At 73.0% G+C, this 18,802-nt stretch carries 17 protein-coding genes; 12 read left to right on the top strand and 5 right to left on the bottom strand.

Features of this window, described 5'->3' with window-relative positions; genetic code table 11:
* Positions 1-21: 21 nt before the first annotated feature.
* From pstC to ACFY4B_RS40945, 5 genes are all read left to right on the top strand, one after another.
* Positions 22-1,053 (top strand): phosphate ABC transporter permease subunit PstC, encoded by a 1,032-nt coding sequence (gene pstC, locus ACFY4B_RS40965; RefSeq protein WP_049661130.1) that lies wholly within the window; start codon positions 22-24, stop codon positions 1,051-1,053.
* A gap of 64 nt (positions 1,054-1,117) precedes the next feature.
* Positions 1,118-2,374 carry a phosphate ABC transporter permease PstA gene (pstA, locus tag ACFY4B_RS40960; protein WP_117488857.1) on the top strand — a complete coding sequence of 419 codons (1,257 nt, stop codon included), beginning with the start codon at positions 1,118-1,120 and terminating at the stop codon, positions 2,372-2,374.
* A 38-nt stretch (positions 2,375-2,412) separates the two neighbouring features.
* Positions 2,413-4,218, top strand: coding sequence for a phosphate ABC transporter substrate-binding protein PstS (locus ACFY4B_RS40955; protein ID WP_079272017.1), 1,806 nt, complete (start codon positions 2,413-2,415; stop codon positions 4,216-4,218).
* Positions 4,215-5,138, top strand: a complete 924-nt coding sequence (locus ACFY4B_RS40950; protein ID WP_387976611.1) for a sortase — start codon at positions 4,215-4,217, stop codon at positions 5,136-5,138. The genes ACFY4B_RS40955 and ACFY4B_RS40950 overlap by 4 nt, the downstream gene beginning before the upstream one ends.
* A gap of 23 nt (positions 5,139-5,161) precedes the next feature.
* Positions 5,162-6,088 carry a phosphate ABC transporter ATP-binding protein gene (locus tag ACFY4B_RS40945; RefSeq protein ID WP_079272019.1) on the top strand — a complete coding sequence of 309 codons (927 nt, stop codon included), beginning with the start codon at positions 5,162-5,164 and terminating at the stop codon, positions 6,086-6,088.
* Between the two features lie 41 nt (positions 6,089-6,129).
* On the opposite strand, the gene ACFY4B_RS40940 is transcribed toward ACFY4B_RS40945, so the two are convergent.
* A complete protein-coding gene (locus ACFY4B_RS40940; RefSeq protein WP_074002012.1) occupies positions 6,130-6,975 on the bottom strand; it encodes an HAD family hydrolase in 846 nt (281 codons plus the stop codon).
* 161 nt (positions 6,976-7,136) lie between these two features.
* Between ACFY4B_RS40940 and ACFY4B_RS40935 the strand changes: the two genes are divergently transcribed.
* From ACFY4B_RS40935 to ACFY4B_RS40925, 3 genes are all read left to right on the top strand, one after another.
* On the top strand, positions 7,137-7,343 hold the full coding sequence (locus ACFY4B_RS40935; RefSeq protein WP_074002013.1) for a hypothetical protein: 207 nt from the start codon (positions 7,137-7,139) through the stop codon (positions 7,341-7,343).
* Positions 7,344-7,372: 29 nt separating this feature from the next.
* Positions 7,373-8,260, top strand: a complete 888-nt coding sequence (locus ACFY4B_RS40930) for an LLM class flavin-dependent oxidoreductase (protein WP_049658062.1) — start codon at positions 7,373-7,375, stop codon at positions 8,258-8,260.
* Between the two features lie 160 nt (positions 8,261-8,420).
* A complete protein-coding gene (locus ACFY4B_RS40925) occupies positions 8,421-10,889 on the top strand; it encodes a hypothetical protein (RefSeq protein ID WP_387976608.1) in 2,469 nt (822 codons plus the stop codon).
* Between the two features lie 106 nt (positions 10,890-10,995).
* Here the strand turns inward: ACFY4B_RS40925 and ACFY4B_RS40920 are convergent, their stop codons facing one another.
* Genes ACFY4B_RS40920 through ACFY4B_RS40905 form a run of 4 tightly spaced genes read right to left on the bottom strand, consistent with a single transcriptional unit; the run spans position 10,996 to position 14,876 of the window.
* Positions 10,996-11,523 (bottom strand): hypothetical protein, encoded by a 528-nt coding sequence (locus tag ACFY4B_RS40920; protein ID WP_117488865.1) that lies wholly within the window; start codon positions 11,521-11,523, stop codon positions 10,996-10,998.
* A complete protein-coding gene (locus ACFY4B_RS40915) occupies positions 11,520-12,131 on the bottom strand; it encodes a hypothetical protein (RefSeq protein WP_387976605.1) in 612 nt (203 codons plus the stop codon). Before ACFY4B_RS40915 ends, ACFY4B_RS40920 begins: the two co-directional genes overlap by 4 nt.
* A complete protein-coding gene (locus ACFY4B_RS40910) occupies positions 12,128-14,410 on the bottom strand; it encodes a hypothetical protein (RefSeq protein ID WP_387976602.1) in 2,283 nt (760 codons plus the stop codon). The genes ACFY4B_RS40915 and ACFY4B_RS40910 overlap by 4 nt, the downstream gene beginning before the upstream one ends.
* 13 nt (positions 14,411-14,423) lie before the next feature.
* The gene (locus ACFY4B_RS40905; protein WP_387976599.1) at positions 14,424-14,876 is read right to left on the bottom strand and encodes a hypothetical protein; all 453 of its coding nucleotides are present in this window, start codon (positions 14,874-14,876) and stop codon (positions 14,424-14,426) included.
* 214 nt (positions 14,877-15,090) lie between these two features.
* On the opposite strand from ACFY4B_RS40905, the gene ACFY4B_RS40900 reads away from it, so the two are divergent.
* The 4 genes from ACFY4B_RS40900 (at position 15,091) to ACFY4B_RS40885 (ending at position 18,671) form a co-directional block, all read left to right on the top strand.
* The gene (locus ACFY4B_RS40900) at positions 15,091-16,068 is read left to right on the top strand and encodes an ABC transporter ATP-binding protein (RefSeq protein WP_049652877.1); all 978 of its coding nucleotides are present in this window, start codon (positions 15,091-15,093) and stop codon (positions 16,066-16,068) included.
* Positions 16,052-16,951: an ABC transporter permease gene (locus tag ACFY4B_RS40895; RefSeq protein WP_049652874.1), complete on the top strand. Its 900-nt coding sequence runs from the start codon at positions 16,052-16,054 to the stop codon at positions 16,949-16,951. Before ACFY4B_RS40900 ends, ACFY4B_RS40895 begins: the two co-directional genes overlap by 17 nt.
* 9 nt (positions 16,952-16,960) lie before the next feature.
* The gene (locus ACFY4B_RS40890) at positions 16,961-17,878 is read left to right on the top strand and encodes an ABC transporter ATP-binding protein (protein ID WP_049652871.1); all 918 of its coding nucleotides are present in this window, start codon (positions 16,961-16,963) and stop codon (positions 17,876-17,878) included.
* Between the two features lie 76 nt (positions 17,879-17,954).
* Positions 17,955-18,671, top strand: coding sequence for an ABC transporter permease (locus ACFY4B_RS40885; protein ID WP_049652868.1), 717 nt, complete (start codon positions 17,955-17,957; stop codon positions 18,669-18,671).
* The last annotated feature ends 131 nt before the right edge of the window (positions 18,672-18,802 follow it).

Raw genomic sequence — 18,802 nt, 5'->3', positions numbered from 1 at the left:
CCCGAGCACGGAGAGCACACCATGACATCCGCCGCCGAGCCCGCGGCACCGTACGCCGGGGCACCACGCCAACCCGACCACGGGCCCGACCAGGACGTGCCCCGCACGATCACCTCCCCCGCGACCCCGGGCGACCGGGTGTTCCGCGGCGTGCTGCGGCTGGCCGGCTTCTCGGTCTTCGCGATCATGGGACTGATCGCCTTCTTCCTGATCCTGCGCGGCTCCGACGCGCTGCGCGCCGTCGGCCTGTCCTTCCTGACCGAGCAGAAGTGGCAGACCGCCGCCCACAACTTCGGCATCGCCGCCGTCCTGCCCAACGGTCTGCTGATCGCGGTGATCGCGCTGGTCATCGCCGTCCCGGTGGCGATCGGCACCGCGATCTTCATCTCCGAGTACGCCCCGGTGCGGCTGCGGGCCGCCCTGGTCTCGCTGATCGACCTGATGGCGGCGATCCCCAGCATCGTCTACGGCCTGTGGGGCCTGTTCTTCCTGCAGCCGCGGATCATCGGCTTCGTCCGCTGGCTGGCCAACCACCTGGGGGAGTACATCCCCTTCCTCAAGGTGCGGACCGGCGACATCGGCACCTCGTACACCTCGTCGACCTTCATCGCCGGCGTGGTGGTCTCCCTGATGATCATCCCGATCGTGACCTCGCTCAGCCGGGAGGTGTTCTCCCAGGCCCCGCAGGGCGAGCGGGAGGGCGCGTACGCGCTCGGCTCGACCCGGTGGGGGATGGTCCGCGCGGTCGTCCTGCCGTTCGGCAAGGGCGGGGTCATCGGCGCGGTGATGCTGGGCTTCGGCCGGGCGATGGGCGAGACGATCGCCGTCGCGCTGATCATCTCGCCGAACTTCAAGGCCATCACCCACATCCTGGAGAACGGCGCCAACTCGATCTCCGCGCTGATCGCGCTGCGCTTCGGCGAGTCGGACGCGCTGTCGCTCTCCGCGCTGATGGCCGCCGGCCTGGTGCTGTTCGCGCTCACCCTGCTGGTCAACGTGCTGGCCGGGATCGTCATCAACCGCTCGCGCTCCGGCGCCGCGACGGCGGACTGAGCATGACCGACCGTCAGTCCGCCCACAGGGCACGCAGCCGTCCGCACCGTGAAGGGACCATCCGATGACCACGCTCGACCTGCCGCCGGTCGCGGCGTCCGGGCCCGCCGGCGAGCCCTCGCCCCCCGCGTCCCCCGGGCCCGCCGGGCCCGCCGCGGCCGGGACCCCGGGCCCCGAGAAGAAGCTGCGGATCGGCGGCGTCACCCGCGACGACGTCCTCACCGTGGCGGGTGCGGCGGTCGGCTCGCTCGCGCTGGACTGGGTGCTCTACGAGCGGGTGCTGCCGTTCAGCGGCGCCTTCGGCTTCCTGCTCTGCTGGTACCTGCTCTTCCTGGCCGGCTACTACCTGCTCGGCCGGCTCCAGTGGAACCCGATGATGGTGCGGGACCGGCTGGTCGCCGTGGTCGCCTGGAGCTCCGGGCTGCTGGTGGTCGCGCTGACCGCCGACCAGATCGGCTACGTCGCCAGCCGGGGCTGGGAGGCGGCCCAGCACCTCAACTTCTTCACCGAGTCGATGGAGCGCACCGGCCCGCTCGACCCGCTCACCTCCGGCGGCGCGCTCAACGCGATCGTCGGTTCGCTCGAACAGCTGGGCCTGGCCTCCCTGTTCGCCGTTCCGCTGGGCATCGCGGCGGCCGTCTTCATGTCCGAGGTCGGCGGCCGGGCGGCCCGCCCGGTGCGCACCCTGGTCGAGGCGATGACGGCGCTGCCGTCCATCGTGGCCGGCCTGTTCGTCTACGGCATCGTGATCCTCACCTTCGGCTTCGAGAAGAGCGGCTTCGCGGCCTCGCTCGCGCTCACCGTGATGATGATGCCGATCGTCACCCGGGCCGCCGAGGTGGTCATCCGGCTGGTGCCCGGCACCCTGCGGGAGGCCTCCTACGCGCTCGGCGGCAGCCAGTGGCGCACGGTGTGGAACGTGGTGCTGCCGACCGCCCGGCCCGGTCTGGTGACCGCGGTGGTGCTCGGCATGGCGCGCGGCGTCGGCGAGACCTCGCCGGTGCTGCTCACCTCCGGTTTCACCCCGCGGTTCAACGCCAGCCCGTTCGACGCGCAGCAGGTGTCGCTGCCGCTGTACATCTGGAACTACGTCAAGCAGCCGTACGACGGGATGATCGCGCGCGGCTTCGCGGCCGGCCTGACCCTGATGGCCGTGGTGCTGATCCTCTTCGTCACCGCGCGCATGCTCGGCGGCCGCCGTCCCGGGCAGCTGACCCGGGCCCAGAAGCGCCGGATCAACCGGGAGGCCCGCCGCCAGGAGGCGGCCGCCCTCGGTGGCATCGCCCGTCCGTACGCCCTCCACTCGCAGGCGAAGCACTGATGTCCAGACCAACCACCCTCCGTACCAGAGGAGTTCACATGTCCAGGGGCCTCAGTCGCTCCGTGGCCCGGCTGCTGGCGGGGACGATGTCCCTGATGCTCGCGGCGGCCTCCCCGCTGCTGGGGCAGTCCCCGGCGTTCGCGGCCTCCGTCTCGCTGAGCGCGGACGGCTCCAGTTGGGCCGGTCCTGCCATCGACCAGTGGCGGCAGGACGTCTCCCCGCAGGGCATCCAGATCAACTTCAGCCCGGTCGGCTCCGCGGCCGGCCGCACCGCCTGGTCGAACGGGCAGGACGACTTCACGGCCTCGGACGTGCCGTTCCGCTCGGGGCAGGACAGCGGGGTGGGGCAGGGCGGCCAGGCGTCCGGGACCGGAAGCGCGGAGAAGCCGACCTGGGGCTTCTCCTACGTCCCGATCACCGCGGGCGGCACCACCTTCATGTACAACCTGGTGGTCGGCGGCAAGCAGGTCCGCGACCTGCGGCTCTCCCCGCAGACCGTCGTGGACATCTTCACCAACAAGATCACCAACTGGAACGACCCGAAGATCACCAACGACTACGGCAAGCCGCTGCCCAGCCTGCCGATCACCCCGGTGGTCCGCTCCGACGGCTCCGGCGCCACCGCGCAGTTCACCCGCTGGATGGAGCACACCCACAAGGACCAGTGGGACGCCTACTGCAAGTCCGTCAACGGCGTGAGCTGCGGTGACTACACCGAGTTCTTCCCGCCCTCCGGCCGGATGACCGCGCAGAACGGCTCCGACGTCGTGGCCGGCTACATCAAGTCCCCGACCAACGTCGGCACCATCGGCTACGACGAGTACGCCTTCGCCAAGCGCAGCAACTGGCCGGTCGTGAAGGTGCTCAACCAGGCCGGCTACTACGCGCTGCCGACCGCCTCCAACGTCGCCGTCGCGCTCACCGCCGCCAAGATCCGCGGCGTGGACGACGGCACCCCCGCGAACGACCCGAACTACCTGCAGCAGAACCTCGACGGCGTCTACACCATGGACGACCCGCGCGCCTACCCGATCTCCAGCTACAGCTACCTGATCGTGCCGCGCGCCGGAGCCTCGGCGCCCCCGCCGCCGCGCTTCAACAACGACAAGGGCTCCGCGCTCAGCCGCTTCCTCTCCTACGTGCTGTGCGAGGGCCAGGGCAAGGCGGACGACCTCGGCTACTCGCCGATCCCGCGCGGCCTGGTCAAGGGCGGTCTGCTGCAGACCAGGAACATCCCCGGCAACGCCAGCCCGGTCGACCCCGACACCCTCGCCAACTGCGCCAACCCGACCTTCAACTCGGCCGGGGAGCTGACCGTCCTCAAGAACGCCCCGATGCCGAGCCCCTGCGACAAGGCGGGCAGCCCGCTGGACTGCACCGTGAAGGACGGCCAGCCCGTCAAGACCGGCTCCGGCTCGGGCGGTTCCGGCGGCGCGGCCGGCGGCTCCGGCGGTGCGGCGGGCGGCTCCGGCGGCACCGGCGGGTCCGGTGGCACCGGGGGCACCGGTACCGGCGGTGCGGCGGGCGGTACCGGCGGCGCGGGTACGGCCGGCGGTGCCGGCGACCCGAACGCCGCCGGAGCGGCCGGCGGCGACCCGAACGCGCCCGGCGCCGGTGACGGCACCGAGGACGTGATCGACCCGCAGACCGGCCAGGTGGTCGCCCGCGGCCGCGGCGGCGCCGCCACCGAGGTGGCCGCCAACGTGGTCGAGATCAGCGGCAAGCCCGAGGACTGGATGCTGTCCTCCCTCACCGCGCTGGAACTGCTCGCCGTGGTGCTCGTCCCGCCGCTGCTCGGCCGCCGTCTGCTGCGCCGCCGCAACGGCTCGGGCGGCACCTCGTGACGGCCCCGGTGCTGGAGAAGCCGGTCGAGCGGAGCGCCCCGGCGCAGCCGGCCGCCCCCGCCGCCCCCGCCGCGTCCGACGCCCCGGTCCGGCCCACCGTCTCCCCCGGGCGGCGGCGGTTCCTCCAGGGCGCCTGGGCGGTCAGCCTCGCGGCCGCGCTGGTGCTCGGCTTCGTCGGGTACCTGTTCACGCTGTCGCACGTCCAGCAGCGGCACTACCAGTCCACCGGGTACAAGACCTTCCGCGACCAGCTGGCCCGGGCGGTCGCCCCGACCGGCGCGGCCGCCGACGGCGACCCGGTGGCGCTGCTGGACATCCCGGCGATCGGCCTGCACCAGGCCGTGGTCGTCGAGGGCACCACCGGCCGGGACCTGATGCGCGGCCCCGGCCACCGCCGGGACACCGCGCTGCCCGGCCAGCGCGGGGTCACCGTGCTCTTCGGCCGCGGCGCCACCTTCGGCGCGCCGTTCGCCGACCTGTCCAAGCTGCGGGTCGGCGACAAGATCGAGACCACCACCGGCCAGGGCAAGTTCAGCTACACCGTCAACGTGTACGGCGACGGCGACCACCCGATCGTCGACCCGGCGGCCGGCAACCGGATGGTGCTGGTCACCGGCGACTCCGACTGGATCCCCGGCTCCACCGTGCTGATCGGCGCCCGGCTGGACGGCGACCCGGAGCAGAACCCCGGCCGCCGGCCCGCGACCGTCCCGTACGACAAGGCGCTGGCCGCGGACAAGGGCGCGCTGGCCACCCTCCAGCTCTGGTCGCTCGGCCTGCTCGGCGCGGTGGCCGGCGCCCTGGTGCTGGCCCGGTACTGGCGGCGCTCGGCCGCCTACCTGAGCCTCGCGCCGGTGGTCGGCGCGCTGCTCTGGGCGGTCTACGAGAACGCCGCCGCCCTGCTGCCCAACCTCTACTGACGCGCGCCCGGAGGACCGTTCCGATGACCGACGCACCACTGACCGACACCCCGCAGGCCGAGTTCTCACCGACCGACCCGGTCGCCGACACCATCACCCTCCCCCCGGTCGCCCCCGACCCGTACGCGGACCAGCCGTACGGGCAGGACGCGGACGGCCACCCCGACGGCGGGCCGCTCGCCGGGCTGGAGACCCGGGAGGTCTCCGCCTGGTTCGGCAGCCGCAAGGTGCTGGAGCGGGTCTCGCTGGCGATGCCGGCCGGCGAGGTCACCGCGCTGATCGGCCCGTCCGGCTGCGGCAAGTCCACCTACCTGCGGATCCTCAACCGGATGCACGAGATGGTGCGCGGCGCCGCCCTCGCCGGCGAGGTGCTGCTGGACGGCGACGACGTCTACCGGCCCGGCCGCCGGCCCGCCGAGGTGCGGCGCCGGATCGGCATGGTGTTCCAGCGGCCCAACCCGTTCCCGGCGATGTCCATCCAGGACAACGTCTCCAGCGGGCTCAAGCTGGCCGGGATCAAGGTCTCCAAGGAGGAGCGCCAGCACCTGGTGGAGACCAGCCTGCGCCGGGCCGGGCTCTGGGACGAGGTGTCCACCCGGCTGCACACCCCGGGCGGGGCGCTCTCCGGCGGCCAGCAGCAACGCCTGTGCATCGCACGGTCGTTGGCCGTCTCGCCGGACATCCTGCTGATGGACGAGCCGTGCTCCGCGCTCGACCCGACCTCCACCCGCCGGGTCGAGGAGACCATCGCCGAACTGCGCGGGCGGCTCACCATCGTGATCGTCACCCACAACATGCAGCAGGCCCAGCGCGTCTCGCAGACCTGCGCGTTCTTCCTGGCCACCCACGACACCCCGGGGCGGATCGTCGAGGCCGGGCCGACCGGGCAGATCTTCGGCAGCCCGCGCGACCAGCGGACCTCGGACTACGTCAACGGCCGCTTCGGCTAGGGCCTGTCCTCGGCCACCGACCGGCTGGAGGAGCCCCGGGTTCAGCCGAGCCCGAGCAGCTCCTCCAGCACCGCCGCGACGCCGTCCTGCTCGTTGCTCACGGTGTGCAGCGGCACCGCCGCCAGCACCTGCGGGTGCGCGTTGGCGACGGCGTACGCGGTGCCGGCCCAGGCCAGCATCTCCAGGTCGTTCGGCATGTCGCCGAAGGCCACCACCTCGCTCCGGTCGATCCCGTGCCCGGCGCACCAGCGGGCCAGCGTGCTGGCCTTGGTGACGCCGGGCGCGCTGATCTCCAGCAGCGGGATCGACGCGGAGCGGGTGATCTCGGCCAGGTGCCCGGCCGCCGCCCTGGCCTCGGCGAGGAACTTGTCCGGGTCGAGGTCCGGGTGCTTGGCCAGCAGCTTGAACAGGCCGCGGACCGACCCGCCGGCCCCCAGCAGCTCCTCCGCCGGGCCGACCTCGTGCTCCATCTCGTCGCCCCACATCGGCACCGCGTAGCCGGCCTCGCGGGCCCAGCCGCCCGGGTACTCGAAGGCGAACGCGGTGCCGGGCAGCGCGGCCCGCAGCGTCTCGACCACCGCCAGGGTGGTCTCCACCGGCAGCGGGAAGGTCTCCAGCAGCTCGCCGCGCCGCACGTCCACCACCGCGCCGCCGTTGGAGCAGATCGCCACCCCGTGGCCGCCGATGTGCGGGCTCACCTGCCGCATCCAGCGCGGCGGCCGCCCGGTCACGAACACCACCCGCACCCCGGCCGCCTCGGCCGCCGCCAGCGCCGCGGCGGTGCGGTCGGTGACGGTGCCGCCGGAGCAGAGCAGGGTGCCGTCCAGGTCGGTGGCGATGAGGCGGGGCGCGGTGCGGGATTCGGTCACCGGTCCATCTTCGCCCATCGGCGCGGCCGGGGCACCGGCCCGGGTCCGCGGCCTCCGGACGCCCCCGCAGTGATCAAGCCCTTCATGCGCCGTTTCCGGCCGATCCGCCCGTACCCGGGGTGTTCGGCCGACCACGGCGGGCATGACTGCCCACGGCAACCCCGTCGGCAGGAAGAGCCATGCCCACACGCCAGCTCCGTGACCAGCCGCCCCCGCCCGCCCGTCCCGACACCCGCGACCCGCAGGCCACCGAAGCGCCGCGGGCACCCGAAGCCTCGCGCGACCCGGTCCTGCTCGGCGACGTCCTCTTCCACACCCTCGCCGACCTCGCCCGCCGCACCTCCGCCCCGTCCCTCCCCGCCCAGCGCACCCGCCCGCACCCGTGACCGCGCCGCGCGGACGTAGGGTCGGGGGCATGCGACTGAGCACCGTGATCCTCCCCGTCCACCGGTGGAGCGAGGGGCAGAAGACCTGGCGGCGGGCCGAGGAACTCGGCTTCCACACCGCGTACACCTACGACCACCTCTCCTGGCGGTCCTTCCAGGACGAGCCCTGGTTCGGCTCGCTGCCGACGCTGACGGCGGCCGCCTGCGCCACCGAGCGGCTGCGCCTCGGCACGCTGGTCACCTCGCCGAACTTCCGGCACCCGGTGACGCTGGCGAAGGAGCTGATCACGCTGGACGACGTGTCCGGCGGGCGGGTCACGCTGGGCATCGGGGCCGGCGGGACGGGCTTCGACGCGACGGCGCTGGGCCAGGAGGCCTGGTCGCCGAAGGAGCGGGCGGACCGGTTCGGGGAGTTCGTGCCGCTGCTGGACGAGCTGCTGACCAACGACGCCACCACCCGCGAGGGGACGTACTACTCGGCGGTCGAGGCGCGGAACATCCCGGGCTGCGTGCAGGCCCCGCGGGTGCCGTTCTACGTGGCCGCCGCCGGCCCGCGCGGGATGCGGCTGGCCGCCGAGCACGGGCAGGGCTGGGTGACGTACGGCGACCCGAAGGGCCCGGCGGACGTGCCGGTGGCGGAGGCGCCCGGCGTGGTCGCCGCGCAGATCGGGAAGCTGACGGCGGCCTGCGAGGCCGTCGGGCGGGACGCCGGGACGCTGGAGAAGGTGCTGCTCCAGGGGTCGACGGCGGAGAAGCCGCTGCAGTCGGTGGACGCCTTCGTCGACTGGGCGGGCACCTACCGGGAGGTGGGCATCACCGAGTTGGTGATCCACTGGCCGATCCCCGACTCGATCTTCGAGAACGACCTCACCGTGTTCGAACGGATCGCCACCGAGGGCCTCGCCCAGCTGGGCTGAGGCCGCGGGCCCACGGAGCCGGAGCACCCCCCCGGGGAGCTCCGGCTCCGTCGTGTCGTCGGCTGGCGCTAGGATCTGGCCGATTTCCCGGGGGATGGTTCTGGAGTCCGTGATTCCGCATGCCCCGGCCGCGTGTGTCGAGTCCGAGACGAAGGACAGCATGACCAGAGACATATCCCGAGGCGCTCGGCTGCGCAGGGCCACCGCGGTGGCCCTGACGGCGGTGACCGGCCTCGCGGCGGCGGGCCTCGCCGCCCCGGCGGCCTCGGCCGACGCGGGCCCGGTCCACAGCGTGATCTCCACCGGTGCGGTGTGGACCGCCGACACCCGCGTCTACCTCCAGCCCGACGGCGGGGACCGGACGTTCTGGTTCTTCGTCAAGGGGACGGGGATGACCGGCGGGAACAGCGTCACCTTCACCTCCTCGACGGACCCCTCGCAGACCGTGAAGGCGAGCTTCGGCGGCGACGGGCAGGGCGCGCCCTGCTGGACGCCCCAGGGGTCGCCGAACAGCAACTGCCGGGTGACGGTGCACTTCCCGGGCGGCAGCGCGCTCGGCCACTGGGAGATGACCCAGGTGGAGCTGGCCCAGCCCGACGGCTCGGTGTACCGGCAGCCGGTGACGTCCGCCATCGGGACCCAGCTGAAGGTGCCGTCGGTGGAGCTGACGGCCGGCGCCAACCCGATCCAGGCCTCCGGGTTCACGCTGGGCGCCACCACGGCGGACAACCGGGCCCAGGCCCAGACCGTGACGATGTCGATGAAGGCCACCGACACCGCCGGCCGGATCACCCAGGTCGGCCCCGAGCTGACCGGGGACTGCTGGGGCAACGTCGGCGACCTCTCCTGGTCGGGCGACACGGTCACCATGAAGATCACGGTGCCGACCAGCGCCACGACCCCGTGCGTGGTCACCTCCGTCCGGGTGACCGACGACAGCCAGCGGAACTTCGAGGCCAAGGCCCCGGCCGGGCTGGTCATCACCCCGCTGCAAACCCCGGCCACCGCCCTGACGATCGGTGACGTGTCCTTCCAGCGCCGGCTGTCGCCGGACGGGGGCACCGTGCCGGTCTCCTTCCCGGTCTCCGACACGGTCCCGATCTCCCAGGTCGCGGTGACGGCCCACGGCCCGGTCGCCCCGGGCTGCGCGCCGACCGCCTCGACCACCGTCCCGCCCGGCACCCTCACGACGAACGTCTCGCTGTACCTGCCGTTCGCCGCGGCCGGGACGACCCCGGACGGCTCGAAGCCGACGGGCTGCCAGCCCGGCCTGTACGCGCTGGAGATCGCCGTCACCGACGCGAACGGCACCCACAGCTACGGCGCGGTCGGCACCCCGCTGGCCAAGCCGCTGGACATCTCGGTGGGCAGCGCGGGCACCTACGTGGCGATGGCGCCGCAGCGCCTGCTGGACACCCGGACCACCGGGACGCTCCGGGGCCGCGGCGTCGCCCCGCTGAAGGTCGCGGGCACCGCGGGCATCCCGGCCGACGCCGTCGCCGTGGTCATGAACGTCACCGCGACCAACGCCAAGGACACCGGGTTCGTCACCGTCTACCCGGCCGGCGGGTCCGCCCCCGTCACCTCCAACCTGAACCACACCGCGGGGCAGACCGTCCCCAACGCGGTGACGGTCCAGCTCGGGGCCGGCGGCGCCGTCGAGCTGCTCAACGGCTCGGACGGCGACCTCGACCTGATCGCCGACGTCACCGGCTACTACGTCCCGGACACCACGGGCTCCGTCTACACCGGCTTCACCCCCAAGCGGGTGCTGGACACCCGGCCCACCCACGTGCCGTCCCGCGGCACGGTCACGGTGAACCTGTGCAACCAGGCCCGGATCCCGTACAACGCGACGGCGGCCGCGCTCAACGTGACCGTCACCGACCCCAAGGACGTCGGCTTCCTGACGGTCTACCCGCACGGCCAGGCGCTGCCGAACGCGTCGACCCTCAACTTCACACCCGGGCAGACGATCTCCAACATGGCGGTCGCCCGGCTCGGCGACGGCTGCCTGGTGGACGTCTTCAGCTCGGCCTTCGCGCCGGTCGACATCGTGGTCGACACCTCGGGCTACTTCGTCCCGGACGACAGCGGCCAGACCACCGACGGCGTGCTGGTCACCGGCACCCCCGTGCGGCAGTACGACAGCCGCCAGGGCGGTGGCCCGGTCCCCGGCGGCAGCTCCCTGCTCGGCTGGGGCCTGAAGCCGCGCGACTGGGGCATCGGCTCGCTGCTGCTCAACGTGACGGTCACCAACCCGACCGCGGACAGCTTCGTCACCGTCTACCCGGACGGCGGGCCGGCGGACTCGGCCCCGACCGGCGCCGGGCTGCCGGACGCCTCGAACCTGAACTTCACCGCGGGCCAGACCATCCCCAACATGGTCAACGCCTCGGTCGGGGCCAACGGGTACGTGGACTTCTTCAACCACGTCGGCAGCACCGACCTGGTGGTCGACATGTTCGGGTACTACACCACGGGCGTCGGCGCGAAGTCGGCCGCGGCCACCGCCAGGTCGGCCGCCGTCGCGCCGTCCGCCGCGGCACCCGGGACGGTCGCGCTGCCGGAGGCGAACCCGCTGCGGCTGCCGGTCGCGGCCGCGCGGACGGCGGCGGGCCGCCCCTGATCCACCGCCCGCCCCGGGCGACCTGACGGACTGACGGGTGCCGCTCCTCCGGGGAGTGGCACCCGTCGCCGTCGCGGCGGCCGAAGGGGGCCCGGCGCCGGGCGGCTCACACCACGTCGAGCCGCTCGGCGCCGCCCGCGCAGCCGAGCTGCTGCCCGGCGGCGCGCTCGGCGAAGCCGCGGGCGGCCTCGCCCATCCGCTTGCGGCCGGGCCCGTCCGGGAGGAGCTTCCCGTCCTTGCCGGTGAGCCTGAGGACGGCGCGGTAGCCGGTGCGCCGGCCGTCCACGGTGCACTCGAAGCCCACCGCGCCGAGGCTGTCGCCGCCGGAGAGCACGCCGCCGAACGACGCCTCGGCGGTCAGCAGCCGGCCGTCCCCGCCGTTGACCGAGCAGCGCACGGAGGCCGGGGCGTCGGGGGTCGCCGCCCGGTAGGCCGTCTCCACGAAGACCCGGGGGGCGCCGCCGAGCAGCCCGGTGACGGCCGGGTCGTCGAGCAGGCCGCGGCACTCGCCGTGCGACAGGGCGACGGCCGGCGGCCGGTAGGCGGTGTGGTCGAGGTACAGGTGCCAGCCGAGCAGGCCGCCGCCGAGCAGCAGCGCGGACCCGCCCGCGATCAGGGCCCGGGGGTGCTTCACCGGCAGAGCTCCTTCGTCTTCGCCGCCAGCGCGGCGCGGGTGACCTCTTCGAGCGCCTGTCGGCCGTCCGCCCCGTCGGCGCGGGCCGCCTCCCCGGCGGTGACCCGCACCTCGATGTAGCCGCTGGGCCCGGTCACGCAGTACTGGGCCGCGGTGGCGCCGCCCGGCCAGGCCGCGGACAGGCCGGGCAGGTCGAGCGGGCGGGCGTCCGGGCGGGTGGCCTCCGCGGCGGCCAGGGAGAGTTCCCCCTCGCGCCGGACGGCGGTGAGGGTGAGCACGGCGCGGCCGTCGATCCGGACGGCGCAGCTCTGCTGGTCGGTGTCGCGGACGCCGGAGCTGGTCCGCTCCTCGGAGTCCTGGTCACCGGGTGGCAGCAGCCGTCCTAGCGGGGTGTCGGCGCCGGTGGGCAGGCGGCAGAGGTGGGCGGACCGGCCGGGGGGCTCGGACGGGCGGTGGCCCTGCCAGTCCCGGTAGCCGACGAACCCGGCGGCGGCCACCGCCACGACCAGCACGGCGGGCAGCAGCAGCGGGTCGTGCAGCCGCCCGGCCCAGCGGCCCGCGAGGAGCCGGGCCCAGCGGGCCGCGGGCCCGGCGCCGGACCCGCTCACGCGTCGCCCTTCGCGTTGGTGGACGAGTTGTTCGCCGTCCCGCGCGACATGCCCTGGAGCGCGCTGTCGCGGGCGCTGTTGGCGAGCCGGTCGATGTCCTGGCGGGCGATCCCGGTGCCGCTGCCGGCGTCCCGGACCGCCTGGTCGGCCCCCCGCGCCACCCGGCCCTCGGCCTCGGCGGTGTGGTTGCGGCTCTCCTGGCGCCCGTCCTCGGTGGTGTCCTTCTTGTTGGCCTCGATGACGCTGTCGGCGATCGAGTCGACGATCTGGTCCGCGATCTCGCCGCCGAGCGGGATCTTCTCGGTCACGCTGCCGATGACGGCGTTGAAGGCGTCCTTGCCGTAGCCGACGTTCTTCTCCAGCGCGTCGTTGAACTCCTTGTCGGAGGCGGCGTGTTCGTTGTGCACCTCGTCGATGCGGGCCTGGTTGAGGTAGCCGCTGACGACGCCGCCGGACTCGGCGTTGTGCTTGATGTCCGACTCCAGCCGGGCGAAGTCGCTCTGCCCGCTGTCCAGGTGGCCGCGGATGAGGGCGGTGGTGTACGCCTGGTTGGCGTTGGTCACCGCGCCGTAGGCGTCCGGGTCGCGGCCGAGGGCGTCGAGCAGCCCGGCCACGGAGGAGGCGTCGAGGGAGGCCGGGGAGCCGTTGACCGGCAGGTCGGTGCCGTGGGAGAGCGAGTTCTGCACGTCGCCGATGTACTCGGCGGTCATGTGCCCGAGGCTGCCCCGCATGGCGGCGAGCTTGCCGTCGCCCTTGATGTCGTCCAGTGCCCCGTCGTCGCCGTGCCGGCCGAAGGTGTCCACGACCCGCTTCATCAGGTCGGCCTGCTCGGTGGTGTGCCGGTCCGGGGGGACGGGGCCCGGCTCGTCGTACGGGTGGCCGGTGGTGGCGGCCTCCAGGGCGCGGCCGAAGGCGGCCGGACCGGCCTGCTTGCTCGCGTCCCACACCTTGGAGTCCCGGGAGGTGGTGTCCGGGATCCAGTCCTTGTCGTGGGAGTAGTAGGAGAAGTAGTCCGAGGGCTTCGGCTTGCCGCCCTGGTTGACCGTGCCGTCCTGGTTGTAGGCGGTCGGCTGCTCGGTGAAGAACCTGTTGGCCGCGTCCGGGCTGTGCGCGAGCGCCTCCAGGATGGCCGTGGTGGGGCGGAAGCCGGAGCCCGCCTCGTCGCCGCCGGTCAGGTTGAAGCCCTGGATCCTGGAGCCGGGCATCGGGGCCGGCCAGTACCGGTCCTGGGTGTCGAGCTGGGTGACGTGCTCGGCGATCGGGTTGATGAAGTGGGCGTCGTAGTTCCCGTTCATCAGGATGCCGGAGAGCACCTGGTAGCCGTACGGCACGTAGTCCAGGCCGGAGGCCCGGTACGGCTTGTCCCAGACCGGCTGGGAGCCGGCCTTGCGCAGCGCGGCGGCCCACTCGTCGGACAGGTGCGGCTCGTTGGTGGTGCGGGTGGCGGTGGCCAGGCCGAGTCCGAGGTTCTTCTGGAGGTCCTGGTAGGCCTTCCAGCGCGGGTCCTTGTCGTCACGGGGGTGCGCCGGGTCGCCGACCATGCTGTTCCAGGACTTGATCAGGCCGTCCGGGCCGAGGTCCTGGTAGAACGTGGTGGCGAACTTCGGGTCGTTGCCGTGCGAGGCCAACAGCGAGTTCAGCTCGGTGAGTTCGGGCTCGGTGATGTCCCCGCCCCGGGCCGCGAGCTGGGCGGCGCGCCGGCCGTCGGCCTCCGGGCCGCCGCCGATGGCCTTGCCGTTGAAGGACTTCTGACCGTCCGTCATGCTGTCGGAGCGCAGCGCCCAGGCGATCCGCTCGTCGGCGGCGGTGGCCTCGGCGACGGCGGAGTCGATCGCCTTGCGGGCGGCCTCCGCCTTGTCGCCCCACTCCTTCTGGTAGTCCCGGAGGGCCTCGTAGTCGTGCCGGGTGGCGTTGTCGGCCGGGGGCCAGCTCACGGTGCCGTTCTCGGTGACGGTCAGCCCGGCCGTCCGGGCGTCGGCGACCGCCTTGTCCAGCTTGGTCTTCGCGGCCTTGAACTCGGTGGACGCCTCGGTGAAGATCGAGGCGAAGGCGTTGGCCTCGGTGACGGCGGCGGTCAGCTGCTCGTTGGTGCGCTGGAGGCCGGGGCGGGCCTGGTCGGCGGCGGGGCCGCTCCAGCAGGCGGAGTCGACCTGGGCGATCACCGTGGTGTCCCAGTCGCCGTCCATCGCGTGGAGCTTCTGGGCGACGGTGGTCCAGGCGGTGGCGGCGGTGTCCAGGACGCCGAAGTCGGCGGTGCTGAGCTCGTGGAAGTCGACCATCTCGGTGGTCCTCTCAGTTGCCGAGGTCGTGCTGGACGGCCGACTCGTTCTGCCGGTAGTTGGCGGCGGTGGCGCGCAGCGCCTGGGTGGTCTGCCCGATGGTGCCGCCGAGGGCGGCGACGCACTGGTCCCAGGTGCCGGCGGCGCCCGCCGCGGCCTTGCCGGTGCTCCAATTGGCCAGCGAGGTGGACACCTTGGCGGTGGCCTCGTCGGCGCCCCGGCCCTCGGTGTTGAGGCGGGCGTGGATCTGGTCGGAGTTGTTCCCCGCGGTGGTGAGCGCGTTGGTGTCGGCGCTGAAGCCGCCCCCGCCTCCGCCCCCGCCCCCGCCCCCGCCGCCGGACGCCGAGGCCGAGTTGAGCTGTGTGCGGGCCGCTTCCCGGGCGCGGGCCGAGTCGGTCAGGTTCCCGTCCGCGTCGTAGGCCCAAGGGTTCATCATCCGGTCGAACGCGGTCGCCCGATCAGACATGTCGATCGTCCCCCTCCGTGCCGGGGCGCTGCTCCGGCACCCCCGTTGGCAAAGAGTCAGGCAAGTGTGTAAAGAGATCCGACAAAGGGTACAGGTGGATTCCGCTTTTTCTAACCCCTAGGGGTGAGGGGCTCCGACGTCATACCGCAGCAGCAGACGGCCTCGTCATTCCAGCTCATGACCCGTACCGCACAAGGCCGTTACGTTTGGTCCCGTGTCCACAGCTGTCATCAAGACGGACGGCCTCACCAAGAGGTATCCCCGTGTCACCGCGCTCGACCAGCTCACCGTCGAGGTGCGGCCGGGTGTGGTCGGTCTGGTCGGGGCCAACGGCGCGGGCAAGTCCACTCTCATCAAGATCCTGCTCGGGCTCGCCCCGGCGACCTCCGGCCGCGGCGAGGTCCTCGGCCTGGACGTCGCCACCCAGGGCTCCGAGATCCGCGCGCAGGTCGGCTACATGCCCGAGCACGACTGCCTGCCACCGGACGTCTCCGCGACGGAGTTCGTGGTGCACATGGCGCGGATGGCGGGCCTGCCCGCCACCGCCGCCCGTGAGCGCACCGCGGACACCCTGCGGCACGTCGGCCTGTACGAGGAGCGGTACCGCCCGATGGGCGGCTACTCGACCGGCATGAAGCAGCGGGTCAAACTCGCCCAGGCGCTGGTGCACGACCCGAAACTGGTGCTGCTGGACGAGCCGACCAACGGCCTCGACCCGGCCGGCCGGGACGAGATGCTGGCGCTGATCCGCCGGGTGCACACCGACTTCGGCATCTCGGTGCTGGTCACCACCCACCTGCTCGGCGAGCTGGAGCGGACCTGCGACCACCTGGTCGTGATCGACGGCGGCAAGCTGCTGCGCTCCTCCTCCACCGCCTCCTTCACCGAGGCGACGGCCGTCCTCGCGGTCGAGGTCGGCGACTTCCCGGAGGACCACGGCCGCGAGCCGGGTCCGGCGGTCCGCGAGCGGCTCGCCGCGGCCGGACTGTCCGTCCAGCCCGAGGGCTCGCACCTGCTGCTGGTCCGGCTGGCCGACGAGTCGACGTACGACACCATCCGCGACGCCGTCGCCGGACTCGGCCTCGGCCTGGTCCGGCTGGAGCAGCGCCGGCACCGGGTCGCCGAGCTCTTCACCGACGCCCAGGACACCGAGCAGAGCAAGGGAGGGACGAACGATGCCGCTGCCTCCTGAGACCAGGTCCGCCGACACCGGCGTCATCCACGACATCGGCTACCGCGGCTACACCGGCCCCCGGCTCGGCCGCACCTACGCCACCCGCGCGCTCTTCACCCAGAGCCTGCGCGCCGCGTACGGCCTCGGCCGCTCCGGCAAGTCCAAGGTGCTGCCGATGCTGGTGCTGGGCGTGATCACCGTGCCCGCGCTGATCTTCGTGGCGGTCTCGGTCGTGATGAAGCGCGACGAGCTGCCGGTCGAGTACGCGGGCTACCTCTCCATCTTCAGCCTGGTGATCTCGGTCTTCCTCGCCTCCCAGGCGCCGGTCCTGCTCTCCCGGGACCTGCGCTACCAGACCGTCCCGCTGTACTTCTCCCGCCCGATCACCCGCACCGACTACGTCCGGGCCAAGTTCGGCGCCATGGTCTGCGCCCAACTGCTGCTGATGGCATCCCCGTTGCTGGTGCTGTACATCGGCGCGCTGCTCGCCGGGATGGACTTCGGGCACAACACCGCGCACTTCCTGTACGGCCTGGTCGCGGCCGTGCTGTACGCCCTGGTGCCGACCTCGGTGGCCGTGGTGATCGCGGCCGCCACCCCGCGCCGCGGCTTCGGCGTGGCCGCCATCATGGGCTACCTGGCGGTCAGCGCCGCGCTGGGAGCGGCCGCGGTCGGGATCAGCAACCGCAGCACGACCGGCTCCGACGCCCCGCAGTGGATGTCGCTGATCTCGCCCACCGACCTGGTGGAGTCCCTGGTCAACGAGCTGTTCGGGCTCGGCGACGGCTTCGACCGCCGGCACGCCCCGGGCGGCCTCGGTCTGGCGGTGTTCGCGCTCGTCGCGGTGGCCATGGTGGTCGGCTCGTACCGGCTGCTGCTGCGCCGCTACCGGAACGTCTGAGAGGGCGGCATGGCCACCATCAGCATCGACAAGGTCTCCCGCTGGTTCGGGAACGTGGTCGCGGTCAACGACATCACCATGACCATCGGCCCCGGCATCACCGGCCTGCTCGGTCCCAACGGGGCGGGCAAGTCCACCCTCATCCACATGATGAGCGGCTTCCTGGCCCCCTCCAGCGGCTCCGTCACCCTGGACGGCGCGCCGATCTGGCGCAACCAGCAGGTGTACAAGCAGATCGGCCTGGTGCCCGAGCGGGAGTCGATGTACGACTACCTGACCGGCTGGGAGTTCGTCCTCGCCAACGCCGAACTGCACGGCCTGCCCCAGCCGGGCGCCGCCGCCCGCCGGGCGCTGGACCTGGTGGAGATGGACTACGCCAAGGACCGCCGCACCGGCACCTACTCCAAGGGCATGAAGCAGCGGGTCAAGATGGCCTCGGCGCTGGTCCACGACCCGTCCGTCCTGCTGCTCGACGAGCCCTTCAACGGTATGGACCCGCGCCAGCGGCTCCAGCTGATGGACCTGCTGCGCCGCTTCGGCGCCGACGGCCGGACGGTGCTGTTCTCCTCCCACATCCTGGAGGAGGTCGAGCAGCTGGCCCGGCACATCGAGGTGGTGGTCGCCGGACGGCACGCCGCCTCGGGCGACTTCCGCAAGATCCGCCGGCTGATGACCGACCGCCCGCACCGCTACCTGGTCCGCTCCAGCGACGACCGCCGGCTCGCCGCCGCGCTGATCGCCGACGGCTCGACCAGCGGCATCGAGGTGGACGAACGGGAGCGGGCGCTGCGGATCGAAGCGGTGAACTTCCAGGGCTTCACCACCCTGCTGCCCAGGGTCGCCCGGGAGGCCGGCATCCGGCTGTACACCGTCTCCCCGGCGGACGAATCGCTGGAGAGCGTCTTCTCCTACCTGGTCTCCGCGTGAGCGCCGTCGGCAGGACCACTGTCGGCGGGACCGCTGCCGCCAGGACCGTTGTTGCCCAGGAAGGGGCCGACCGACCATGAACCCCACCGTCGCCAGGCTGACCCTGCGCGGGCTGCTGGGGCGCCGCCGCGGCCTGCTGCTGCTGGTGGCCCCCGCCCTGCTGCTGGTCGTCGCGGCCGTCGCGAGCGTGTCCAGCGCCGACCCGCACGACATGGCCAACAACATCCTCGGCGCCCTCGGCCTCGGCACCCTGATCCCGATCCTCGGACTGGTGGTCGGCACCGGGGTGATCGCCAACGAGATCGACGACGGCTCGATCGTCTACCTGCTCGCCAAGCCGCTGCCCCGGTGGCGGATCGTGACCACCAAGCTGGTCGTCGCGATCGGCGTCACCTGGCTGTTCTCGGTCGTCCCGACGCTGCTGGCCGGGCTGCTGCTGGTCGGCACCCAGGACGGCGTGGCGCTCGGCTACACCGTGGCCGTGCTGGTCGCCGGGGCCGCGTACAGCGCGCTGTTCCTGCTGCTCGGCGTGGTCACCCGGCACGCGGTCGTGGCCGGTCTGGCGTACGCCCTGATCTGGGAGTCGACGGTCGGCAACTTCGTCGAGGGCGCCCGGACGCTGAGCATCCAGCAGTGGGGCCGCTCGGTGGCCGAGGCGGTCGCGGGACAGAACGCGATCAGCTCGGACGTCTCGCTCGGAGCGGCCGTGCCGCTGCTGCTGGTGGTCACCGTCGCGGCGACGGTGCTCGCCTCGGTGAAGCTGGCCGGGATGACCCTCGCCGGCGAGGAGTGAGCCCCGTACCGCGCAAGCGGTGAGCCCCGGACACCTGTGCTTGGGTTCTAACGGTCGTCGCAACACCTCAGCTCAAGGGGTGCGATGGACTTCGAGATCCGCGGGGAGCGGAAGCCGCAGGGGCGTAGGAA

Source organism: Kitasatospora sp. NPDC001261 (genome assembly GCF_042896795.1).
Taxonomy (GTDB): domain Bacteria; phylum Actinomycetota; class Actinomycetes; order Streptomycetales; family Streptomycetaceae; genus Kitasatospora.
Note: the sequence above shows the minus strand (reverse complement) of the source record. Positions and strands in the feature narration are given on the sequence as shown.

Excerpts from the sequence above, each read along its gene's own strand:
- ACFY4B_RS40925 (WP_387976608.1), top strand. The coding sequence starts at position 8,421 with ATGACCAGAGACATATCCCGAGGCGCTCGGCTGCGCAGGGCCACCGCG.
- ACFY4B_RS40955 (WP_079272017.1), top strand. The coding sequence starts at position 2,413 with ATGTCCAGGGGCCTCAGTCGCTCCGTGGCCCGGCTGCTGGCGGGGACG.
- ACFY4B_RS40910 (WP_387976602.1), bottom strand. The coding sequence starts at position 14,410 with ATGGTCGACTTCCACGAGCTCAGCACCGCCGACTTCGGCGTCCTGGAC.
- ACFY4B_RS40940 (WP_074002012.1), bottom strand. The coding sequence starts at position 6,975 with ATGGGCGAAGATGGACCGGTGACCGAATCCCGCACCGCGCCCCGCCTC.
- ACFY4B_RS40885 (WP_049652868.1), top strand. The coding sequence starts at position 17,955 with ATGAACCCCACCGTCGCCAGGCTGACCCTGCGCGGGCTGCTGGGGCGC.
- ACFY4B_RS40895 (WP_049652874.1), top strand. The coding sequence starts at position 16,052 with ATGCCGCTGCCTCCTGAGACCAGGTCCGCCGACACCGGCGTCATCCAC.
- ACFY4B_RS40930 (WP_049658062.1), top strand. The coding sequence starts at position 7,373 with ATGCGACTGAGCACCGTGATCCTCCCCGTCCACCGGTGGAGCGAGGGG.
- ACFY4B_RS40945 (WP_079272019.1), top strand. The coding sequence starts at position 5,162 with ATGACCGACGCACCACTGACCGACACCCCGCAGGCCGAGTTCTCACCG.
- ACFY4B_RS40935 (WP_074002013.1), top strand. The coding sequence starts at position 7,137 with ATGCCCACACGCCAGCTCCGTGACCAGCCGCCCCCGCCCGCCCGTCCC.
- pstC (WP_049661130.1), top strand. The coding sequence starts at position 22 with ATGACATCCGCCGCCGAGCCCGCGGCACCGTACGCCGGGGCACCACGC.
- pstA (WP_117488857.1), top strand. The coding sequence starts at position 1,118 with ATGACCACGCTCGACCTGCCGCCGGTCGCGGCGTCCGGGCCCGCCGGC.
- ACFY4B_RS40890 (WP_049652871.1), top strand. The coding sequence starts at position 16,961 with ATGGCCACCATCAGCATCGACAAGGTCTCCCGCTGGTTCGGGAACGTG.
- ACFY4B_RS40905 (WP_387976599.1), bottom strand. The coding sequence starts at position 14,876 with ATGTCTGATCGGGCGACCGCGTTCGACCGGATGATGAACCCTTGGGCC.